Raw genomic sequence first — 18,202 nt, forward strand, 5'->3', positions numbered from 1 at the left:
CCGATGAGCATTGTCGCCGCGTCCGACGGGGTCCCCCTGGCGGTTCACCGGTACAACGAATTCGACCCGGGACGCCCGTCCGTGCTGGCCGTGCACGGTTATCCCGACAACCACCGGATCTGGGACGGCGTGGCCGAAAAGCTGGTGCCGCGGTACAACGTCGCTGCCTACGATGTGCGTGGTGCCGGCGAATCAGGTTGTCCGGCAAGCAGATCCGGGTACGCGCTGGAACAGTTGGTGACCGACCTGGACTCGGTGATCGACAGCCTTGGTGTCGGGCAGGTGCACCTGCTCGCGCACGACTGGGGATCGGTTCAGGGTTGGGCCGCGGTCAGCGACCGGCGTCTGGCACGCAAGATCGCCTCGTTCACCTCGATATCGGGGCCGCACCTACCGGCTGCCGGCCGGTTTCTCAGATCGGTGCGCACACCGCGGTCCGCCGCCGAGGTTGCCGGGCAGGTGATGTCCTCGGGGTACCTGGGACTGCTGCTGTGCCCGCGGGTACCGGAGTTGGCGTTCCGTTCCGGGCTCGGCGTGAAAGTCGTTGAGGCTGCGGAGCGTATCGGCCAGACGAGCACCCTGAGCCGGCGCGTCCGCCCGCCGCGTGCGATCGGCGACTACGTCAACGGGCTGAGTCTCTACCGGGAGAACCTGCCCGGGCCGCTGGTGTCGCCGGGCGACGGACTGCCGGAAATCGAGGTCGCCGTCCAGGTGCTCGTACCGGGAAAGGACGTTTTTATCAAGCCGCCCCTGCAGCGGTACATCGGTGCGATTCCGCAGGGCGGCAGGGTGATTCCGATTCAAGGCGGCCACTGGGTGGTCACCTCGCGGCCCGATGTCGTGGCCCGACTGACGGGCGAGTGGATCGACCAGGTGGTGGAGGGTGACTCGCCCCGCGGCGCCTCAGTGGTCCGCGGCGGCCCGCGGGAGGTGCGCGGCAAACTGGCATTGGTCACCGGGGCGGGCGCGGGCCTCGGCCGGGCCGCTGCGGTGGAGTTGGCGCGCCACGGTGCCCGCGCGGTGGTGATCGTCGATCCAGACCTGGCCGCTGCCAATGAGACTGCAGACGCCGTCCGCGCGGCGTGTGCTGCGGTTGCGGTACATCGGGTCGACAGCACCGACGACGACGCGATCAACGACCTCGCCGCACGAGTGCGCGACGAGCACGGGGTGATCGACATCCTGGTGAATAACGCCGGAATCGGCAGGGCGGGCTGGTGGGGAACCAGCCGGGCGTTCGGTGCCCAGATGGTTGAACGTGGCGAGGGCGGCACGATCATCAATGTCGCCGCGGACGCGGCATACCTGCCCTCGACATCCATCAGCCCCAGCACCACCACGGCTGCGGTGCTGGACGACAGCAAATCCCTGCGCGCCGAATTCGCTGAGGAGGGCATCACCGTCACAGTCGTCCGCCTGGGTACCGCCAGCGCCGACATTGCCAAGAGCGCCAAGGCAATTGTCAAGGCCGTCCGGACCGGTGCGCCGGTGGTGCCCGTCGCCGCCGAGTCCAGACTCGGTCACGCGATGCGCCGCATCAGCGTCAGAACGCAGAAATAGGACTATGACAATGCCGGGGAGTATTTGGACGAGCAGACCCGCCGACCTGTACGGTCGCCGGGACCGGGACCGCTTCCTGACGGTGTTGTGGGGACTGCGCACCGTGATGGGCGGGTTGTCGGCGACCTCGCGGTGGACGCCGTCGCGGGTGTTGCCGGTGCGCCGGACGCACCGTGCGACGGTGACTGGACGCGAACTCGTGGCGCCGGACGTGGTGACCCTGACGCTGGCTGACCCGGACGGGGGACTGTTGCCGTCCTGGACGCCGGGTGGACATGTCGACGTTCAGCTGCCCTCGGGGCGGCGTCGGCAATATTCGCTGTGCGGTCCGCCCGGGCGGCGTACGGACTACCGCATCGCGGTGCGCCGCATCGAGGACGGTGGCGGCGGTTCGATCGAGATGCACGACGCCTTCGATGTCGGTGACACGCTGGTGTTCGAAGGACCTCGCAACGCGTTCTATCTCGGTGCGTCCGAGCGCGATGTGCTGTTCGTGATCGGCGGCATCGGCGTCACGCCTATCCTGCCGATGATGCGGGTCGCGCAGCAACGCGGAATCGATTGGCGCGCAATCTATACCGGCCGCAGTCGGGAATACATGCCGTTGCTGGACGAGGTGGTGGCGGTGGCGCCGGAACGCGTGACGGTGTGGGCCGACGACGAGCGCGGCGGTTTCGCGCCGGTCGACGATCTGCTGGCCGGTGCCGGTCGGAGAACCGCGGTGTACGTCTGCGGACCGGCCGCCATGCTCGAGGCGGTCCGGGTGGCCCGCAACGAATATGCCGATGCACCACTGCATTACGAGCGGTTCAGTCCGCCGCCGATCGTCGATGGTGCTCCGTTCGAGCTCGAACTCGCCCGATCCGGGGACGTACTGAACATTCCGGCGAACCGTTCGGCGCTCGATGTCCTGCTCGACCACGATCCCACCACTGCCTATTCCTGTCAGCAGGGCTTCTGCGGCACCTGCAAAGTCAAAGTGCTTGCCGGAAAGGTAGATCGGCGCGGCCGCACCGCGGAAGGTGACGGCGAGATGCTCGTATGCGTGTCGCGGTCGCGGGGAGACCGGGTCGTCGTCGACGTCTAGAAGACCGACGTCTGCTCGAGGGTGTCGGCGAACTGCGTCAGATCGGCGGCGAACAGTGCGGGTTGTTCGAACGCTGCGAAGTGACCACCCCGGTCTTGGACCGCATAGTGCACCAGGTTGTAACGGGCAGCCGCCCAGGCCCGTGGTGTCTGCAGCAGTTCGCCGGGGTAGACGGCGTATCCGGTGGGCACGTCGACCCGGCCGGTCCACTCGTCCAGCGCGCCGGTGCCGGCCCGTCGCGACTCGCAGTAGAGGCGCGCCGCCGACGTCGCAGTGCCGGTCAGCCAGTACATCATCAGGTTGTCGATCAGCCGGTCGGTGCTGATCGGCATGCCGGCTGTGATGTCACACCACGCGTGGAACTTCTCGAGTATCCAACCCGCCAGGCCCACCGGTGAATCGTCCAACCCGAACCCCAGCGAATGTGGCCGCGTGGACTGCAATTCCAGGTAGGCGGTGCCATCCTTGGTGCGCTCCATACTGGCCGCAATCGCGGCGAGTTCGGATTCGGAGATGTCGGCCAACAGTTTCGGATCGTTCTGATCCGGCGGCGCGAACAACATGTTGGTATGGATCGCTGCGACATGCGGCGGGTAGTGCTCACCGAGATAGCGGGTGACCAGCGCGCCCCAGTCCCCACCCTGGGCGACATAGCGTTCGTACCCGAGTTGGGCCATCACCTCGGCAACGGCGGCGGCGACGCGGGCGACGTCGACTCCCCGTTGCCGCGTCGGCCCGGAGAACCCGTACCCCGGCATCGACACGACAATGACGTGAAAACGCCGCCGCAGCAACGGCAGAGCGTCCAGAAACTCGACGATCGATCCCGGCCAGCCGTGCGTCACCACCAGCGGGATCGCATGCGGGTGTTCGGACTTCGCGTGCAGGAAGTGCACGCGCTGACCGGCCGCCTCGGTGATGAACGATCCCACCGCGTTGATCTCGGCTTCGGTGCGCCGCCAGTCGTAACGGTGCAGCCAATGCTCGATCACGTCCGTGAGAAACGTCTGGTCAGTGCCGTAATCCCAATGAGCATCGGCGATTTCGGCCGGCCAGCGGGTGCGGGCCAGCCGTTGGCGCAGGTCGTCCAATTCGGAGTCGGGCACGTCGATGACATACGGCTGTATCGGGTTGCTTGTTCGGGGCGTAATCAGGGACGCGATCGCTGACGGGCTGGCGCTGGGCACAGACGTTTCGGCGCTGGTTTCGGGCGGTGCCGAGCGGTACAAGCGGTAGCCGACGTGTGGGACGGTCACGCCGGGCAGCAGCATCATCCCGTAGGTGCGGCCGTCGAGCTGGAAACCCTTCTTCTCGTAGAAGTCGCGGGCCAACCGGTTCTGGTCAGCACACCACAGAATCACGTCGTTGTCCGGGAAGGTCTGCGTCAGCTTGTCCAACACAAGCCCACCGACACCGTGCCGTTGGTGCTGTTCGGCGACATAAAGCGCGTCGAGCTGAATGTGCTCGGGACTGCTCAGGTCCGGGCCGAACAGCGCCATCCCGATCAGCTGGCCCCGCAGCTCCACGACCCACATCCGCCAGCCGCCACGCCGCAGAGTCACCGGATAAGTGATGTCCACCCAGATCTTGGGCGTGCTGAGCATGTCCAGTACGTGCGTCGCCACGATCCCGCGCCAGGACTGCCGCCACACCGGGTATTGCATGGCAGCGACCCTGGCGAATTCTTTCGGCCTTGCTTCGCGGATCCGGATGTCGCTGGATCTCACGCGCGCACCTCCGCCGTCGGATTTGGACATCGATTCCTCAGCTTAGAGATGCGCTACGGGTGCCTGATCCCGTCGCCTCGGCCCCGGGTGTAGACATCGGGTATCCCGTCGTGGTCGGCGTCCAGCTCTTCCTCCGCGCACAGTGTCCGATAGTGGCGGTTGCGCAACCTCAGCACTACCCCCGCGACGGTAGCTGCGATCAACGACCCGCTCAGGACACCGATCTTGACGAGTTCGTCGCGCTTGGAGCCGGCGCCGTAGGCGAGTTCTCCCATCAGTAACGACACCGTGAATCCGATCCCGGCCAGCAGCGCGAGGCCGAATACGTCGACCCACCGCAGCCCGGCATCGAGGGTGGCCCGGGTAGCTGCTGCTACCAGGCGAGCGGTGCCGAAGACGCCGACGGTCTTGCCGATCACCAGCCCGGCGACGATGCCGATGGTGAGCGGGTCGGCGAGCGCGTCGAGAAATCCGTCGACCCCGCCGACCGTCACACCCGCGGCGAAGAACGCGAAGACAGGCACCGCGAAACCCGCAGACAACGGACGCAAGCGGTGCTCGAAATGTTCGGCCAGCCCCGGCCCGGCTTCGGGCCCGCCGGCATCGGTGCTGCGAACCACCGGGACGGTCAGACCCAGGAGGACGCCGGCGACGGTGGCGTGTACGCCGGATTCGTGGACGAGCGCCCAGGTCGCCAGCGCGAGTGGGATAAGCACCCACCAGGCACGCACCCGCCGCTGCACGCAGACGGCGAACAGCGCCAACGGCACCGCAGCGGTGACCAGGGCCCAGAAGCGGATCTGGTCGGTGTAAAAGACCGCGATCACGGTGATCGCCAACAAATCGTCCACGACGGCCAAGGTCAGCAGGAAGCTGCGCAGAGCCGACGGCAGGTGCGTTCCGATAACCGCCAGCACCGCGACAGCGAAAGCGATGTCGGTGGCTATCGGGATGGCCCACCCCCTCGTCACACCTGCGCCCACGTGGGCGGTGACGGCGACGAAAACCACAGCGGGCAAAACCATTCCGCCCACCGCCGCCACGATGGGCAACGCGGCACGCGCGGGGTCGCGCAGGTCTCCGGCAACGAATTCGCGCTTGAGCTCCAACCCCACGACAAAGAAGAAGATCGCGAGCAGTCCCTGGGACGCCCAGGTTCCGAGCGTCGCATTCAGATCAAGGCCGAGAACATCGGCGCCCAGTCGGTGATTCTTGAGCGAATCGTAGGCCGACGCCCAGGGGCTGTTGGCCAAGACCAACGCAATGGCGGACGCGACCAGCAGCAGCGCGCCACCCACCGTTTCCTTGCGGAGGATCGCTGAGATCCGCGATGCCTCGGACCAGGACCCGCGGGTGAGCAACAAGGTGGCACGCTTGAATGCACTTTCGGACACGGTGACCTCGATCCTTCGGCTGCGGCACGCGAACACGTTCACACCGCCGACCAGACTTCCCGGCACACCGCTTAGCGCTTTGCGGCAAATACTACGACAGGAAGCCCCGCCGCAAGGATGCGCCTACGGAGCCCTACCGACCGGTCAGAGCCCCGACAGGCGAACAGTAGGCTGCAGACCATGCGGGTAGGCGTACTGGGAGCTCGAGGCAAAGTCGGCGCGACGATGGTGCGGGCGGTCGAGGCGGCACCGGATCTGACCCTCTCGGCAGCGGTCGATGCGGAGGACGCGCTGAGCCTGTTGACCGACGGCAACACCGAGGTCGTCATCGACTTCACCCATCCCGACGTCGTGATGGGGAACCTGGAGTTCCTGATCGACAACGGAATTCACGCTGTCGTGGGTACCACCGGCTTCACTGCGGAGCGCATCGACCAGGTCGAGTCCTGGCTGGCCGCCAAGCCCGGGACCGCTGTGCTGATCGCGCCCAACTTCGCCATCGGGGCCGTGCTGTCCATGCACTTCGCCCAGCAGGCCGCACCGTTCTTCGATTCGGTCGAGGTCATCGAACTTCATCACCCGCACAAAGCCGACGCCCCGTCGGGCACGGCGACCCGCACCGCCAAGCTGATTGCCGCGGCCCGAAAAGATATGCCGCCCAACCCCGATGCCACCAGCACCAGCCTGCCCGGAGCGCGTGGCGCAGACGTCGACGGCGTGCCGGTTCATGCGGTGCGGCTGGCCGGGCTGGTCGCCCACCAGGAGGTGCTGTTCGGCACCGAGGGAGAGACGCTGACCATCCGCCACGACAGCCTCGATCGCACCTCCTTCGTGCCGGGTGTGCTGTTGGCGGTACGACGCATTCAGGAGACCCCCGGCCTGACCATAGGCATAGAGTCGCTGCTCAACCTGCAATGACGGACTCCGCCCGCACGGTACGAATTCAGCTGCTCATCACCTTCCTGTGCGTGGCGATGCTGGCGTACTTCGTCATGCTCGGCCGCGTCGCCGTGGTGATGATCCAGTCGGGTCGGCCGGCCGCCGTGGGTCTGGGACTCGCGGTGCTGGTACTGCCGTTCCTCGGGTTGTGGGCGATGGTCGCGACGCTCCGGGCCGGGTTCGCGCACCAGAAGCTGGCCCGCCAAATAGCCTACGAGGGAATGGAACTCGACGTCAGCACGTTGCCGCGACGAGCGTCCGGACGGATCCGGCGCGATGCCGCCGACGCACTGTTCGCCACCGTGCGCTCCGAGGTGGAAGACGACCCCGATGATTGGCGCCGCTGGTATCGCCTGGCGCGGGCGTACGACTACGCGGGCGACAGGCGTAGAGCTCGCGAGGCGATGAAGACCGCCGTGCAGCTGGAGGCGCGAGGATGAGCAAGAAGCTGTTGATCGTCCATCACACTCCGTCCCCGCACTGCCAGGAAATGCTCGAAGCAGTCGTCGCCGGCGCGACCGACCCCGAGATCGAGGGCGTCGAGGTCATCCGGCGCCCGGCGTTGACGGCGTCCCCGGTCGAGATGCTCGAAGCCGACGGCTACCTGTTGGGCACCCCGGCCAACCTCGGTTACATCTCGGGGGCTCTCAAGCACGCCTTCGACCAGAGCTATTACCAGCTCCTCGACTCCACCCGTGGCCGCCCTTTCGGGGTCTACCTGCACGGCAACGAAGGCACGGAGGGCGCCGAACGCGCCATCGAAGGCATCGCCGCCGGCCTGGGCTGGACGAAAGCCGCCGACCATGTGCTGGTATCGGGCAAGCCGACCAAGGCCGACCTCGAAGCGTGCTGGAACCTTGGGGCCACGGTCGCGGCAACACTCATGGAATAGCCTGCGCTGCAACAGAATCAAGCACAGCGTAGCTGTGAGGCTGAGAGTCGGCGTCGACACCGGAGGATGCCTCGGGCATGATGGCGGAATCCGCGATCGTCGACATTCAGGACCACCGAGAGCGAGGTCCGGGCATGCCCACCACTGCCCCCGTCATCGAAATCCCGCGCAGCCACAACCCATTCCCGCGAACGGGGGTGTCGGTGGATGCGCGCGGCGTCCCGCACTACGACGACCTCCCGGCCACCCTGTTGGACATGCTCGCCGAGCAGGTCGACGCCCACCCGGACAGCGAAGCCGTGATCGAACTCGGTTCGCAACGGTTGACCTATCGCCAGCTGTGGGACCGTGCGGCACGGGTAGCCGGCGGGCTGCGAGCGGGCGGTCTGAAACCAGGCGAGCGCGTCGCGGTGCGTTATCCCGCGGGGGTGAAGTGGGTGCTGGCGTTCTGGGGCACGGTGATGGCCGAAGGCGTTGCGGTGGCCGTCAATACGCGCTCTGCCCAGCCGGAGGTCGACTTCGTGTTGTCCGATGCCGGAGCCCATGTCGACCTTGCCGGGGACGCACCGTTGCCTGACGGTTCGCCCTATGTGACCGAACACCTCACCAGCACAGATGTCGCCGCGTTGTTCTACACCTCGGGCACCACCGGTCATCCCAAAGGGGTACCGACCACGCACGAGGCATTTATGACCAACACCGAGAATGCGGTCCGATGCCTGCAACAGCCCAGAGACATCGGTGCGGATCTGCGCACCTTAATTTCGGTGCCGCTGTTTCACGTAACAGGTTGCAACTCACAGCTTCTGGCCGCGACTCGGCTGGGTGGGGCGGCGGTGATCATGGCCGCTCTCAATCTCGAACAGCTGATGGACACCCTGACTGCCGAGCGGATATCGGTCCTGGTCACCGTCCCTGCCATCTACTCGCTGTTGTTGCGGCACAAAAACTTTGGCGCAACGGATGTGTCCGGTGTGCGCTGGGCCGGTTACGGCGGCGCACCGATCGCGCCCGCGTTGGTGCAGGCGGTCAAGTCGGCGTTTCCAAAAGCCAGGGTGTTCAACGGATACGGCATGACCGAGAGTGCGTCGCTGATGACCGTCCTGCCCCACGAGGAGGCGATCGAGCACGCGGACTCGGTCGGTTATGCGGTTCCCTCGGTGGATCTGGGCCTGATCCCATTCGAGGACAAGCCGGGCGGTCTCGTCGGCGAGTTGGTGACGAGGGGCGCCAACATCACCGCCGGATACTGGAACCGCCCGGAGGCCACCGCCGCCACCGTCGTGGACGGCTGGCTGCACACCGGCGACGTGGTCCGAGTTGACGACGCCGGCCGCGTGCACATCGTCGACCGGCTCAAGGACATCGTCAATCGCGGTGGGGAGAACATCTCCAGCGTCGAGGTCGAGGCGGCGTTACTGGGAGCGCCCGGTGTCCTGGACGCCTGTGTGCTCGCGGTGCCCGACGAGGTCATGGGCGAGAAGGTCGGTGCCGTGCTGTGCGGAGAACAGGTGGATGTGGCCGCGGTCCTCGACCACTGCCGCAACTCGCTGGCCGACTTCAAAATACCGCAGTACGTCAGCGTCGTGACGACGCCGCTGCCCCGCAATGCAGGTGGCAAACTGCTCAAAGGTCGACTCCGCGAGCAGGTTCAGTGGGGACCGGCGTTGCGCTGACTCGCATGAAAAGACGGCGGGATGATACCCGTCACCAGGTAATTACGGCAACCGTTGTGTTCATTAGAATTTGCCATGAGTTAGGGCCGCAGTCCGGCGACGAGACTGTCGCTGACGGAAGATTGTTGCTGACGTAGATGCCTGGGGGAGTGTCGACGGCCGCGGCCTCGACCGGGATGGGACCTGCCTAGTGGATTTTGGAGCGCTGCCGCCGGAGGTCAACTCCGCCCGCATGTACTCCGGCGCGGGCGTTTCGCCCTTGCTCGCGGCCGCTGGCGCGTGGAACGGCATCGCCTCGGAGTTGAACGCGGCAGCATCCTCCTTCGATGCGGTCATCACCCGGTTGATCACCGACGAGTGGACGGGTACTGCGTCGCTGCTGATGGCGGCCGCAGTGCAGCCCCACGTGGCGTGGCTGTCCTACACCTCCGAATGCGCGGCCTTCGCCGCGACGCAGGCGATGGCCTCCGCGGCGGCCTTCGAGCAGGCATATGCCATGACGGTGCCACCCGCCGAGGTGGCCGCAAACCGCGCGCTGCTTGCCCGACTGGTAGCGACCGACACGTTCGGGCACAACGTGGCGGCCATTGCCGCCACCGAGGCTCGCTACTGCGAAATGTGGGCCCAGGACGCTTCGGCGATGTACAGCTACGCCGCTAGCTCGGCCGCGGCGGCCAAACTGAATCCCCTCACCGACCCGGCGCCCGTCGCCGATGCGGCCGGGGCCGCTAACCAGGCCGCCGCCGTTGCGCAGGCCGCCGCGGTGGGGCAGGCCGCCGCCACCGGTCCGGCGGAGCTCCGTGGCCTGATCGCCAGCGGTCCGGAGGCAGTCACCGGTCTCGCGGCCCCCGGCGCGGCAGAGGCTTCGAACTGGATGGAGCTGCTGGTCGCATTCGATCGCGCCGACCTCTGGTGGGTCGAATCGCTCAACCACCAGCGAGCGACCTACTGGGACTACGGTGTCGGCTGGCCGATGGGCGGCGACGACGAGGAAGAGATCGAAACCATTGCCGGCGCGGCCGATTCGGGTATCCGGCCCGCGCCGTTGACGCGCTCCATGAACGCGGGCGCGCCGCCGGTGGCTCACCTGGGCAAAGCCCTGCTCGTCGGCGAATTGTCGGTGCCGGCGAACTGGCCGGTCGCCGCGCCGGTGACCACCGAGCGCCCGGCCGTGGAAGCCACCGGCTGGACGGTTGGCGACGAGGATGAAGAGCCGTCGGTAGCTCCCGGCATGGTGGCAGTCGCGCACGGATCCGGCCGCGGGTCAGTGCCGCGGTACGGCGTCAAGCCGATCGTGATGCCCACCCAGGGTGTCTTCTGAGCGGTCCGTAGGCTTGGCCCATGCGGCCACCACCGCGCGATGACCACACGACGCTGCTCATCGCCAACCGCGGCGAAATCGCCCTGCGCATCGTGCGCACCGCAATCGAATTAGGTATCCGGACGGTGGCAATTTATGCCGCCGACGACGCCGACAGTCCACACGTGCACGCCGCCGACGAAGCAATCGCTTTGCCCGGCAACGGGGTATCCGCCTACCTGGACGGGGAGTCGATCCTCGCCGCGGCAGCACGCTGTGGTGCGCGACTGATTCATCCCGGTTACGGATTCCTCAGCGAGAGCGCAGATTTCGCCCGCGCCTGCGCGTCCGCGGGGCGCACGTTCGTCGGGCCCGCCCCCGAAGTGCTGGACCTGGTCGGCAACAAGTCATCGGCACGCGCCGCCGCAACCGATGCCGGCGTGCCGGTGCTTCCGGCTACCGACGGGCCGAGCAGCATCCAGGACATCCGCGAATTCTTCGCCGCCCAGGACGGCGACATCATGATCAAGGCGCTGGCCGGAGGCGGCGGCCGCGGCATGCGCAAGGTACACAGCGTCGATGAGATCGACGCTGCCTTTCGGCAATGCGCCGCGGAGGCGCAGCTGGGCTTCGCCGATTCGAGCTTGTTCGCCGAGGCGGTGCTGCCCACCGCACGGCACATCGAAGTGCAGATCGTTGCCGCGCCGATGGGTCACCAGACGCGTGCGCTGGCCCTGGGTGACCGGGATTGCAGCATCCAGCGGCGCTTTCAGAAGCTCATCGAAATCGCTCCTGCACAACAGCTCTCCGACCAGTTGCGGCGCAGTCTGCACGAGGCAGCGGTCCGGTTGTGCGCGCGGGCGCGGCTACGTGGTGTGGCCACCGTCGAATTCCTGCTCAGCGGTGATGAATTCGTGTTCCTCGAAGTCAACCCACGGATCCAGGTGGAGCACACCGTCACCGAGGAGGTGACCGGGGTCGATCTGGTCGCAGTGCAGTTGGCCATCGCCGGCGGCGCGTCGTTCTACGAGCTGGGTCTGCCGGCCGGAATCGGCTCGGATGGCATCGAAGTGATCGGCGAGCCTGCGGCGCGGACAGGTATCGCAATTCAAACCCGGGTCAACGCAGAGACTTTCGGGGCCGACGGTTCCGTCCTCCCGGCTACCGGAACCCTGAGCGTATTCTCGCCGCCGAGCGGACCAGGGGTGCGGGTGGATACCTACGGCCGCGCGGGCCTGGTGTTGAGCCCCAGCTATGACTCGCTGCTCGCCAAGGTCGTCACCCATGTACGGAGCTCGTCGTTTTCCGCCGCGGTCCGAAAGGCGCGCACTGCGTTGGCGGAGTTCAGCATCGAAGGCGTCGGCACGAACATCGAGTTACTACGAGAACTCATGTGCGACAGCCAGTTTCAATCCGGTACGGCATCGACGAGCCTGCTCGACGACAAGCTCCCCGAGCTGACGGCCGCCGTGAAGCCACACCAGCAGCACCAGCACACCCATGTCGAGCTCTACCCGGGTGAAGAAGTGTTGCGTGCCCAACTGGCCGGCACGGTGATCGAGGTGGTTCCCGAGGGAGCGGACGTGGCAGCAGGCGGTCAGGTGGTGGTGCTCGAAGCGATGAAGATGCAGCACGCGCTGGTGGCGCCGCAGTCGCTGCGGACGGTTCGCAGCCTGGTTACGCCGGGTCAGGTCGTCGGCACCGGCGACCCGCTCGTGGTCTTCGCCGGCGCCGGAGCTGGTGCGGACAAGGGATCCAGCTCAGCCGCAGTCGATCTCGACCGCCCCCGGGCTGATCTCGACGAGGTGCGGCGGCGGCATGCGATGACTCTGGACGAGGCCCGCCACGCGGCAGTGGCCAAACGGCACAAGCAGGGCCGGCGGACCGCCCGCGAGAACATCGCCGACCTGGTCGATCCCGGCAGTTTCATCGAGTACGGTGCGCTGGCGATCGCCGCTCAGCGCAGCAGGCGTACCGAGGAGGACTTGATCGCCAACACTCCGGCGGACGGCCTGGTGGCAGGCCTGGCAACCATCGGCGCAGATACCTTCGGGCGCGAGGCCGCTGAGGCGGTGGTGGTGTCCTACGACTACACCGTGCTCGCCGGGACGCAAGGCATGCGCAATCACGCCAAAACCGACCGTGTATTCGACCTGGCAGTCCGGAAACTGTTGCCGGTGGTGCTGTTCGCCGAAGGCGGCGGCGGCAGGCCCGGAGACACCGACGTAGGCGGGCACGCCGGGCTGGATGTGCCGACGTTCCGGGTGCTGGCAGAGATGTCCGGGCGCGTCCCGCTGGTGTCGATCGTGTCCGGGCGTTGCTTCGCCGGCAACGCCGCGCTGGCCGGGGTGTGTGACGTCATCATCGCTACGCCGGATGCCAACATCGGCATGGGCGGGCCGGCGATGATCGAGGGCGGCGGGCTCGGGGTCTACCCCCCGGAGGCGATCGGACCTATCGAGGTGCAGCGGCGCAACGGCGTGGTCAGTCTGGTGGCCCGCGACGAGTCGCATGCCGTGTCGCTGGCCAAGCGTTATCTGTCGTACTTCCAGGGTGACGTCCGCGACTGGGAGGCGCCCGATCCTCGGCTTGCCCGGCAAGTGGTGCCGCAGAACCGGCTACGTGCCTACGACGTGCACCGGGCGATCGATTCGATCGCGGACGTCGGGTCGGTGCTGGAACTGCGGCCGGAGTACGGCGTCGGCATCGTCACCGCACTGGTGCGTGTCGAGGGCGTGGCATACGGGCTGATCGCCAACAGCAGCCACCACCTCGGCGGTGCCATCGACGCCGAAGCCGCCGATAAGGCCGGCGATTTTCTGTCGAGGTGCGACGCGTTCGGATTGCCGATCGTTTCGCTGTGCGACACACCGGGATTCATGGTGGGCCCGGAAGCAGAGAAGGAAGCTGCCGTGCGCCGTTTCGGCCGCATGTTCATTCTCGGCGCGCAGTTGACGGTGCCCTTCGGCATGGTCATCCTGCGCAAGGGTTACGGACTGGGTGCGATGGCCATGGCCGGCGGATCGTTCCACGCGCCGCAGTTCACGATCGCGTGGCCGACCGGGGAGATCGGCGGTATGGGGCTGGAAGGTGCTGTGCGACTTGGTTTCACCAAGGAACTCGCCGCCGCCGCTGACGACTCAGAGCGGCAAGCACTCTTCGACAAACTCGTCGCAGCCGCGTACGAACACGGCAAGGCGTTGCGTGCGGGCACCACGTTCGAACTGGACGACGTCGTCGATCCCGCGGCGACACGGGCCTGGATCACCAGGCTCCCGGGCCACCGAGGGTGAGGATGCGTTTAGCCGTGTCCAGAGCCGCAGCCGACACCGGGCAGACAGCCTTCGCCGCCGGGAATCCCGTTCGGACCGAAGAACTGGCCACCCTCGCCGCAGCCGACACCCGGAATGCAGCCCTGACCGCCAGGACCGCCACCAGGTCCGCCGTTGACGCCGCCGGAGCCGCAGTTGCCGTTCGGGTCGCAACCGCCGCCGCCGGGGTCAAGCGGGATGAAGTGGGTGATGCCGGTGCTGGGAGCGCCCGGCCCCGACGCGACAACGTCGGCGGAGGCCAGTGGCGCCGCAGCGATCGCCGTAGCGACGGCCCCGGCCACCACCAGTGGTTTCAGTGAAATGAATTTCGATAACATGCGTTTCGCATACCACGCGTGCGCAAATTCAAACCTCGCAGATCGCAACCCTACTTCCAAGCGACAGAAGGCGTTCCCACCATGACTTCAACAGACCTGACCGGCCGCACCGCTATCGTCACCGGCGCCTCCCGCGGCATCGGGTTGGCGATCGCGCAACAGCTCGCCGCGGCCGGCGCGAACGTCGTCCTCACCGCGCGCAAGCAGGAAGCGGCCGAGGCGGCGGCAGCGGAGGTCGCCGGGACTGCGCTGGGCGTCGGCGCGCACGCCGTGGACGAGGACGCCGCGCGCCGGTGCGTCGATCTCACGCTCGAGCGTTTCGGCCGGGTGGACATCCTGATCAACAACGCCGGTACCAACCCGGCCTACGGACCGCTGATCGACCAGGACCACGCTCGGTTCAGCAAGATCTTCGACGTCAACCTGTGGGCGCCGTTGTTGTGGACGTCGCTCGTCGTCAAATCGGGGATGGGTGAGCACGGCGGTGCAATCGTGAACACCGCTTCGATCGGCGGCATGCATCAGTCGCCGGCCATGGGCATGTACAACGCCACCAAAGCCGCACTGATCCACGTGACCAAGCAACTGGCACTTGAACTTTCGCCGCGGGTACGGGTCAACGCGATCTGTCCGGGCGTGGTGCGCACCAAGCTCGCCGAGGCACTGTGGAAGGACCACGAAGATCCGCTGGCCAGTTCCATCGCACTGGGCAGGATCGGTGAACCAGACGACGTCGCGGCTGCGGTGGCGTTCCTGGTGTCCGATGCCGCCAGCTGGATCACCGGCGAGACCATGGTGATCGACGGTGGTCTGCTGCTGGGCGCAGCGCAGGGATTTCAGGCCAGATGATCAGCGAGGACCTGGCCCAACGGGTGCAGGAGTTACTCGACCAGCACCCTCCCGCCAGCACCGAAACGCGGGAATTCCTCGGCGCTCAATACGACGCCGGACTGGCGTGGGTGCACCTGGCGGTGGGCTTCGGCGGGCTCGGCCTGCCCCGGGCCGCACAGGAGAAGGTCGACCTGGAACTGGCCGCGGCCGGCGCACCGGTGGGCGGCACCCCGAAGAATTACATCGGCATGGGGATGGCGGCGCCGACCATCGCGGCGTTCGGTACCGACGAGCAGAAACGAAAGTTTCTGCGCCCGTTGTTCACCGGTGAGCAGATCTACTGCCAGTTGTTCAGTGAACCGGGAGCGGGATCAGACCTGGCCGCCGCGGCCACCCGCGCGGTACGCGACGGCGATGAATGGATTGTCAACGGACAGAAGGTGTGGACGTCGCAGGCCCAGCATGCGCACATGGCCATCCTGGTCGCCCGCACCGACCCCACCGTTCCCAAACACCTTGGCCTGACATACTTTCTGTGCGATGTGACGCAACCGGGGGTGGAGATCCGGCCGCTGCGGCAGATCACCGGCGAGGCGGAGTTCAATGAAGTGTTCCTCACCGACGCCCGGGTGCCCGACGCCAACCGGTTGGGTCCGGTAGGGGGCGGATGGCGGGTTGCCACAACCACACTGAACAACGAACGCGTCGCAATCGGCACGCGGGCCGGGGTGCCGCGCGAAGGCGGTCATATCGGCAAGGTCACCGGGGCCTGGCGGGACCGGCCCGGGCTACGCAACCCCGCAATGCACGACGAACTGATGCGGTTATGGGTGGCCGCGGAAGTCTTCCGGCTCAGCGGCGAACGGCTGCGCCAGCAAGCGGTCGCCGGGCAACCCGGGCCCGAAGGCGCCGGCATGAAGGTGATGTTCGCCGAACTGGCCCAAGCGATTTCGGGTTTCGAAGTCGAGTTGCACGGTGAGCACGGGCTGCGCTACGACGATTGGACGCTGCGCCGCCCGGAAGTGGTCGACCTGACCGGCCGCGGCCCCGGATATCGCTACCTGCGGGCTCGCGGCAACTCGATCGAAGGCGGAACGTCGGAAATCCTGCGCAACACCGTCTCCGAGCGGGTACTGGGTCTGCCCGGGGAACACCGCGTCGACAAGGACGTCGCCTGGAAGGACATCCCCCGATGACAGACCTGCTGTATTCCGACACCGAGGAGGCACTGCGCGAGAACGTTCGGCAGTTGTTCGCCGAGCGGTGCCCGCCGGAAATCGTCACCAAGTCCTATGATTCTCCGCCGCAAGACTTTTCACCGGTATGGCGCACGCTGGCCGCGGAGCTGGGGGTGGCGGGCCTGCTGGTACCGGAATCGCTCGGTGGGGCGGGTGCCGGCGCACGCGAGGCCGCGGTGGTGATGGAGGAGATCGGCCGGGCCGTCGCTCCGGTGCCGTTCCTGTCCAGCGCGGTAGTCGCGACGGTGGCGCTGTTGACGGCCGGAGACACCGAGACGGTGTCCGCGCTGGCCTGCGGCGAGGTCACTGCTGCACTGGTGGTGCCGCTGACCACCGCGCCGTGGGATGCGGTCACGGGGTTGCCGGGCGCCGACGGGCTGAGCGGCGTGGTCAACACTGTCGCCGGCGCTGCTGAAGCCGACGTGCTTGTGGTGCCGGTCGCCGGGGTCGATGGCGTTGAGCTGCATACTGTTTCGCGGGATGCGACCGGCGTCGACGTGTCGCCGGTGCTGGCCCTCGACATGACCAGACCCCTTGCCGACGTGCGATTTTCCGGTGCCGCGTCCAGGCGGGTCGGCGCGGGGGCGGATGCGATCACCGCGGCGTTACAGCTGGGGGTGGCGTTGCTGGCCGCCGAGCAGCTCGGGCTGATGCAGTGGTGTTTCGACACCACACTGCGATATGTGAAGGAACGCAAGCAGTTCGGTCGTGCGATCGGGTCGTATCAGGCGATCAAGCACCGGTTGGCCGATCTGTGGTTCGAGGTGAGCTCGGCGACGTCGGCAGCCCGCTACGCTGCCGACACGAATGCCCGCGGTGATCAGGATTCGGCGGTCGCGGCGTCCGTCGCGCAGGCCTTCTGCAGCGGCGCGGTCGTGCATGCCGCCGAGGAGTGCGTGCAGTTGCACGGGGGCATCGGGATGACCTGGGAGTATCCCGCGCACCTGTACCTCAAGCGTGCCAAGAGCGACCAGTTGGCGTTCGGCACCGAGTACCGGCACCGGTCGCGCCTGGCCGAACTGGTCGACCTGCCGGTCAGCTGACTGCTAACTGAGCGCCGATTCGAAGGTCTCCCTCAACGCCGCCCAGTGCCGATCGGCGGCGGCGACGTCATAGGGGCCATTGTCGGGTACCGCGAACCCGTGGCCGGCCCGGTACCACTCGATGGTGTGCCGCACGCCCGCGGCCGTCAGTGCCTTGCCGAGCTGTTCGGCCTGATCGGCGGTGAACGACGGGTCCTTCTCGGCGCCGCCCACATACACCACCGCGTTCATCCGGTCGGCCAGCAGGTGCGGGCTGTATTCGTTGTCCGTCACCAGACCGCCGCCGTGGAACGATGCCGCCGCAGCCACCCGCTCCGGCAGCCGTCCGGCCAGCAGCACCGAGATGCGGCCACCCATGCAGTAGCCGCAGACGCCGAAGCGATCCCCGGTGACCTCGGGACGGCTCGCCAGATAGTCGAAGTAGGCGCCGGCATCCCGGGTGATCCGGTCCGGCGTCAAGGTGCCGATCATGAACATGATGCGGGCGCGTTCCTCGGCGTCGCCGAAGGCGCTCGTCATGTCGAACGGGGCCCAGTCACCCTCGCGGTAGTACACGTCGGGAAGCAGCACGGCGTAACCGAATCCGGCCAGCTTGGCCGCCATCTCGTCGAAGGTGTCGCGCACACCGCCGGCGTCGGGGAACATGATCACGCCGGGCCAGGGGCCCGTGCCGTCGGGCGTGAAGAAGCGCACCGGACAGGTGCCGTCGGGAGTGGTGACGCTATCAGTGATTTTCGGCATGGCTCCCGTTCTACTCCAGACGCTTCCACGTATCCAATGGCGTCGACCCGCGGCGCCCGGCTTCGCCGCGCTTGCGATCGCCGCGTCATCTATGGCGTCGACCCGCGGCGCCCGGCTTCGCCGCG

Annotated in this window: 15 protein-coding genes; 11 read left to right on the plus strand and 4 right to left on the minus strand. The window is 67.1% G+C overall.

Translation table 11 applies throughout. From position 1 onward, the window contains the following. Positions 1-3 precede the first annotated feature (3 nt). Together AC5Y5Z_RS07750 and AC5Y5Z_RS07755 are read left to right on the plus strand one after the other, a co-directional pair. Positions 4-1,560 (plus strand): SDR family NAD(P)-dependent oxidoreductase, encoded by a 1,557-nt coding sequence (locus tag AC5Y5Z_RS07750; RefSeq protein WP_499924410.1) that lies wholly within the window; start codon positions 4-6, stop codon positions 1,558-1,560. Between the two features lie 4 nt (positions 1,561-1,564). Next, complete coding sequence (locus tag AC5Y5Z_RS07755) at positions 1,565-2,647, plus strand: PDR/VanB family oxidoreductase (RefSeq protein ID WP_499924411.1); 1,083 nt, start codon at positions 1,565-1,567, stop codon at positions 2,645-2,647. On the opposite strand, the gene AC5Y5Z_RS07760 is transcribed toward AC5Y5Z_RS07755, so the two are convergent. Next, the gene (locus tag AC5Y5Z_RS07760) at positions 2,644-4,374 is read right to left on the minus strand and encodes an alpha/beta fold hydrolase (protein WP_499924414.1); all 1,731 of its coding nucleotides are present in this window, start codon (positions 4,372-4,374) and stop codon (positions 2,644-2,646) included. The two genes, AC5Y5Z_RS07755 and AC5Y5Z_RS07760, sit on opposite strands and share 4 nt — an antisense overlap. A gap of 53 nt (positions 4,375-4,427) precedes the next feature. Next, positions 4,428-5,768, minus strand: coding sequence for a Na+/H+ antiporter NhaA (gene nhaA, locus AC5Y5Z_RS07765; RefSeq protein ID WP_499924417.1), 1,341 nt, complete (start codon positions 5,766-5,768; stop codon positions 4,428-4,430). Positions 5,769-5,948: 180 nt separating this feature from the next. On the opposite strand from nhaA, the gene dapB reads away from it, so the two are divergent. The 6 genes from dapB (at position 5,949) to AC5Y5Z_RS07795 (ending at position 13,868) form a co-directional block, all read left to right on the plus strand. Further along, positions 5,949-6,686, plus strand: coding sequence for a 4-hydroxy-tetrahydrodipicolinate reductase (dapB, locus tag AC5Y5Z_RS07770; RefSeq protein ID WP_463826945.1), 738 nt, complete (start codon positions 5,949-5,951; stop codon positions 6,684-6,686). Further along, positions 6,683-7,147: a tetratricopeptide repeat protein gene (locus tag AC5Y5Z_RS07775; protein WP_473139925.1), complete on the plus strand. Its 465-nt coding sequence runs from the start codon at positions 6,683-6,685 to the stop codon at positions 7,145-7,147. Before dapB ends, AC5Y5Z_RS07775 begins: the two co-directional genes overlap by 4 nt. After that, positions 7,144-7,599, plus strand: a complete 456-nt coding sequence (locus AC5Y5Z_RS07780; RefSeq protein ID WP_499924421.1) for a flavodoxin family protein — start codon at positions 7,144-7,146, stop codon at positions 7,597-7,599. Before AC5Y5Z_RS07775 ends, AC5Y5Z_RS07780 begins: the two co-directional genes overlap by 4 nt. Before the next feature lie 134 nt (positions 7,600-7,733). Beyond that, positions 7,734-9,275 (plus strand): class I adenylate-forming enzyme family protein, encoded by a 1,542-nt coding sequence (locus AC5Y5Z_RS07785; RefSeq protein WP_499924423.1) that lies wholly within the window; start codon positions 7,734-7,736, stop codon positions 9,273-9,275. Positions 9,276-9,465: 190 nt separating this feature from the next. Then, complete coding sequence (locus AC5Y5Z_RS07790; protein ID WP_499924424.1) at positions 9,466-10,596, plus strand: PPE family protein; 1,131 nt, start codon at positions 9,466-9,468, stop codon at positions 10,594-10,596. Between the two features lie 20 nt (positions 10,597-10,616). Continuing rightward, entirely contained in the window at positions 10,617-13,868 is a 3,252-nt protein-coding gene (locus AC5Y5Z_RS07795; protein ID WP_499924426.1) for an acetyl-CoA carboxylase family protein, read from the plus strand. Between the two features lie 8 nt (positions 13,869-13,876). On the opposite strand, the gene AC5Y5Z_RS07800 is transcribed toward AC5Y5Z_RS07795, so the two are convergent. Continuing rightward, positions 13,877-14,203 carry a PE-PGRS family protein gene (locus AC5Y5Z_RS07800; RefSeq protein ID WP_463827171.1) on the minus strand — a complete coding sequence of 109 codons (327 nt, stop codon included), beginning with the start codon at positions 14,201-14,203 and terminating at the stop codon, positions 13,877-13,879. A gap of 102 nt (positions 14,204-14,305) precedes the next feature. Between AC5Y5Z_RS07800 and AC5Y5Z_RS07805 the strand changes: the two genes are divergently transcribed. The 3 genes from AC5Y5Z_RS07805 to AC5Y5Z_RS07815 are packed head-to-tail and all read left to right on the plus strand — an operon-like array spanning position 14,306 to position 17,336. Further along, complete coding sequence (locus AC5Y5Z_RS07805; RefSeq protein WP_463826940.1) at positions 14,306-15,073, plus strand: SDR family oxidoreductase; 768 nt, start codon at positions 14,306-14,308, stop codon at positions 15,071-15,073. After that, on the plus strand, positions 15,070-16,251 hold the full coding sequence (locus AC5Y5Z_RS07810) for an acyl-CoA dehydrogenase family protein (RefSeq protein WP_499924427.1): 1,182 nt from the start codon (positions 15,070-15,072) through the stop codon (positions 16,249-16,251). Before AC5Y5Z_RS07805 ends, AC5Y5Z_RS07810 begins: the two co-directional genes overlap by 4 nt. Continuing rightward, positions 16,248-17,336 carry an acyl-CoA dehydrogenase family protein gene (locus AC5Y5Z_RS07815; protein WP_499924429.1) on the plus strand — a complete coding sequence of 363 codons (1,089 nt, stop codon included), beginning with the start codon at positions 16,248-16,250 and terminating at the stop codon, positions 17,334-17,336. Before AC5Y5Z_RS07810 ends, AC5Y5Z_RS07815 begins: the two co-directional genes overlap by 4 nt. A 3-nt stretch (positions 17,337-17,339) precedes the next feature. Here the strand turns inward: AC5Y5Z_RS07815 and AC5Y5Z_RS07820 are convergent, their stop codons facing one another. Further along, positions 17,340-18,077, minus strand: a complete 738-nt coding sequence (locus tag AC5Y5Z_RS07820; RefSeq protein WP_473139918.1) for a dienelactone hydrolase family protein — start codon at positions 18,075-18,077, stop codon at positions 17,340-17,342. Positions 18,078-18,202 lie beyond the last annotated feature (125 nt).

It is taken from the genome of Mycobacterium sp. NGS29 (assembly GCF_059812965.1).

Bases quoted from the DNA above. Each gene is read 5' to 3' on its own strand.
- dapB (WP_463826945.1), top strand. From the start codon at position 5,949: ATGCGGGTAGGCGTACTGGGAGCTCGAGGCAAAGTCGGCGCGACGATG.
- AC5Y5Z_RS07810 (WP_499924427.1), top strand. From the start codon at position 15,070: ATGATCAGCGAGGACCTGGCCCAACGGGTGCAGGAGTTACTCGACCAG.
- AC5Y5Z_RS07755 (WP_499924411.1), top strand. From the start codon at position 1,565: ATGACAATGCCGGGGAGTATTTGGACGAGCAGACCCGCCGACCTGTAC.
- AC5Y5Z_RS07820 (WP_473139918.1), bottom strand. From the start codon at position 18,077: ATGCCGAAAATCACTGATAGCGTCACCACTCCCGACGGCACCTGTCCG.
- AC5Y5Z_RS07795 (WP_499924426.1), top strand. From the start codon at position 10,617: ATGCGGCCACCACCGCGCGATGACCACACGACGCTGCTCATCGCCAAC.
- AC5Y5Z_RS07805 (WP_463826940.1), top strand. From the start codon at position 14,306: ATGACTTCAACAGACCTGACCGGCCGCACCGCTATCGTCACCGGCGCC.
- AC5Y5Z_RS07780 (WP_499924421.1), top strand. From the start codon at position 7,144: ATGAGCAAGAAGCTGTTGATCGTCCATCACACTCCGTCCCCGCACTGC.
- AC5Y5Z_RS07785 (WP_499924423.1), top strand. From the start codon at position 7,734: ATGCCCACCACTGCCCCCGTCATCGAAATCCCGCGCAGCCACAACCCA.
- AC5Y5Z_RS07815 (WP_499924429.1), top strand. From the start codon at position 16,248: ATGACAGACCTGCTGTATTCCGACACCGAGGAGGCACTGCGCGAGAAC.
- AC5Y5Z_RS07750 (WP_499924410.1), top strand. From the start codon at position 4: ATGAGCATTGTCGCCGCGTCCGACGGGGTCCCCCTGGCGGTTCACCGG.
- AC5Y5Z_RS07775 (WP_473139925.1), top strand. From the start codon at position 6,683: ATGACGGACTCCGCCCGCACGGTACGAATTCAGCTGCTCATCACCTTC.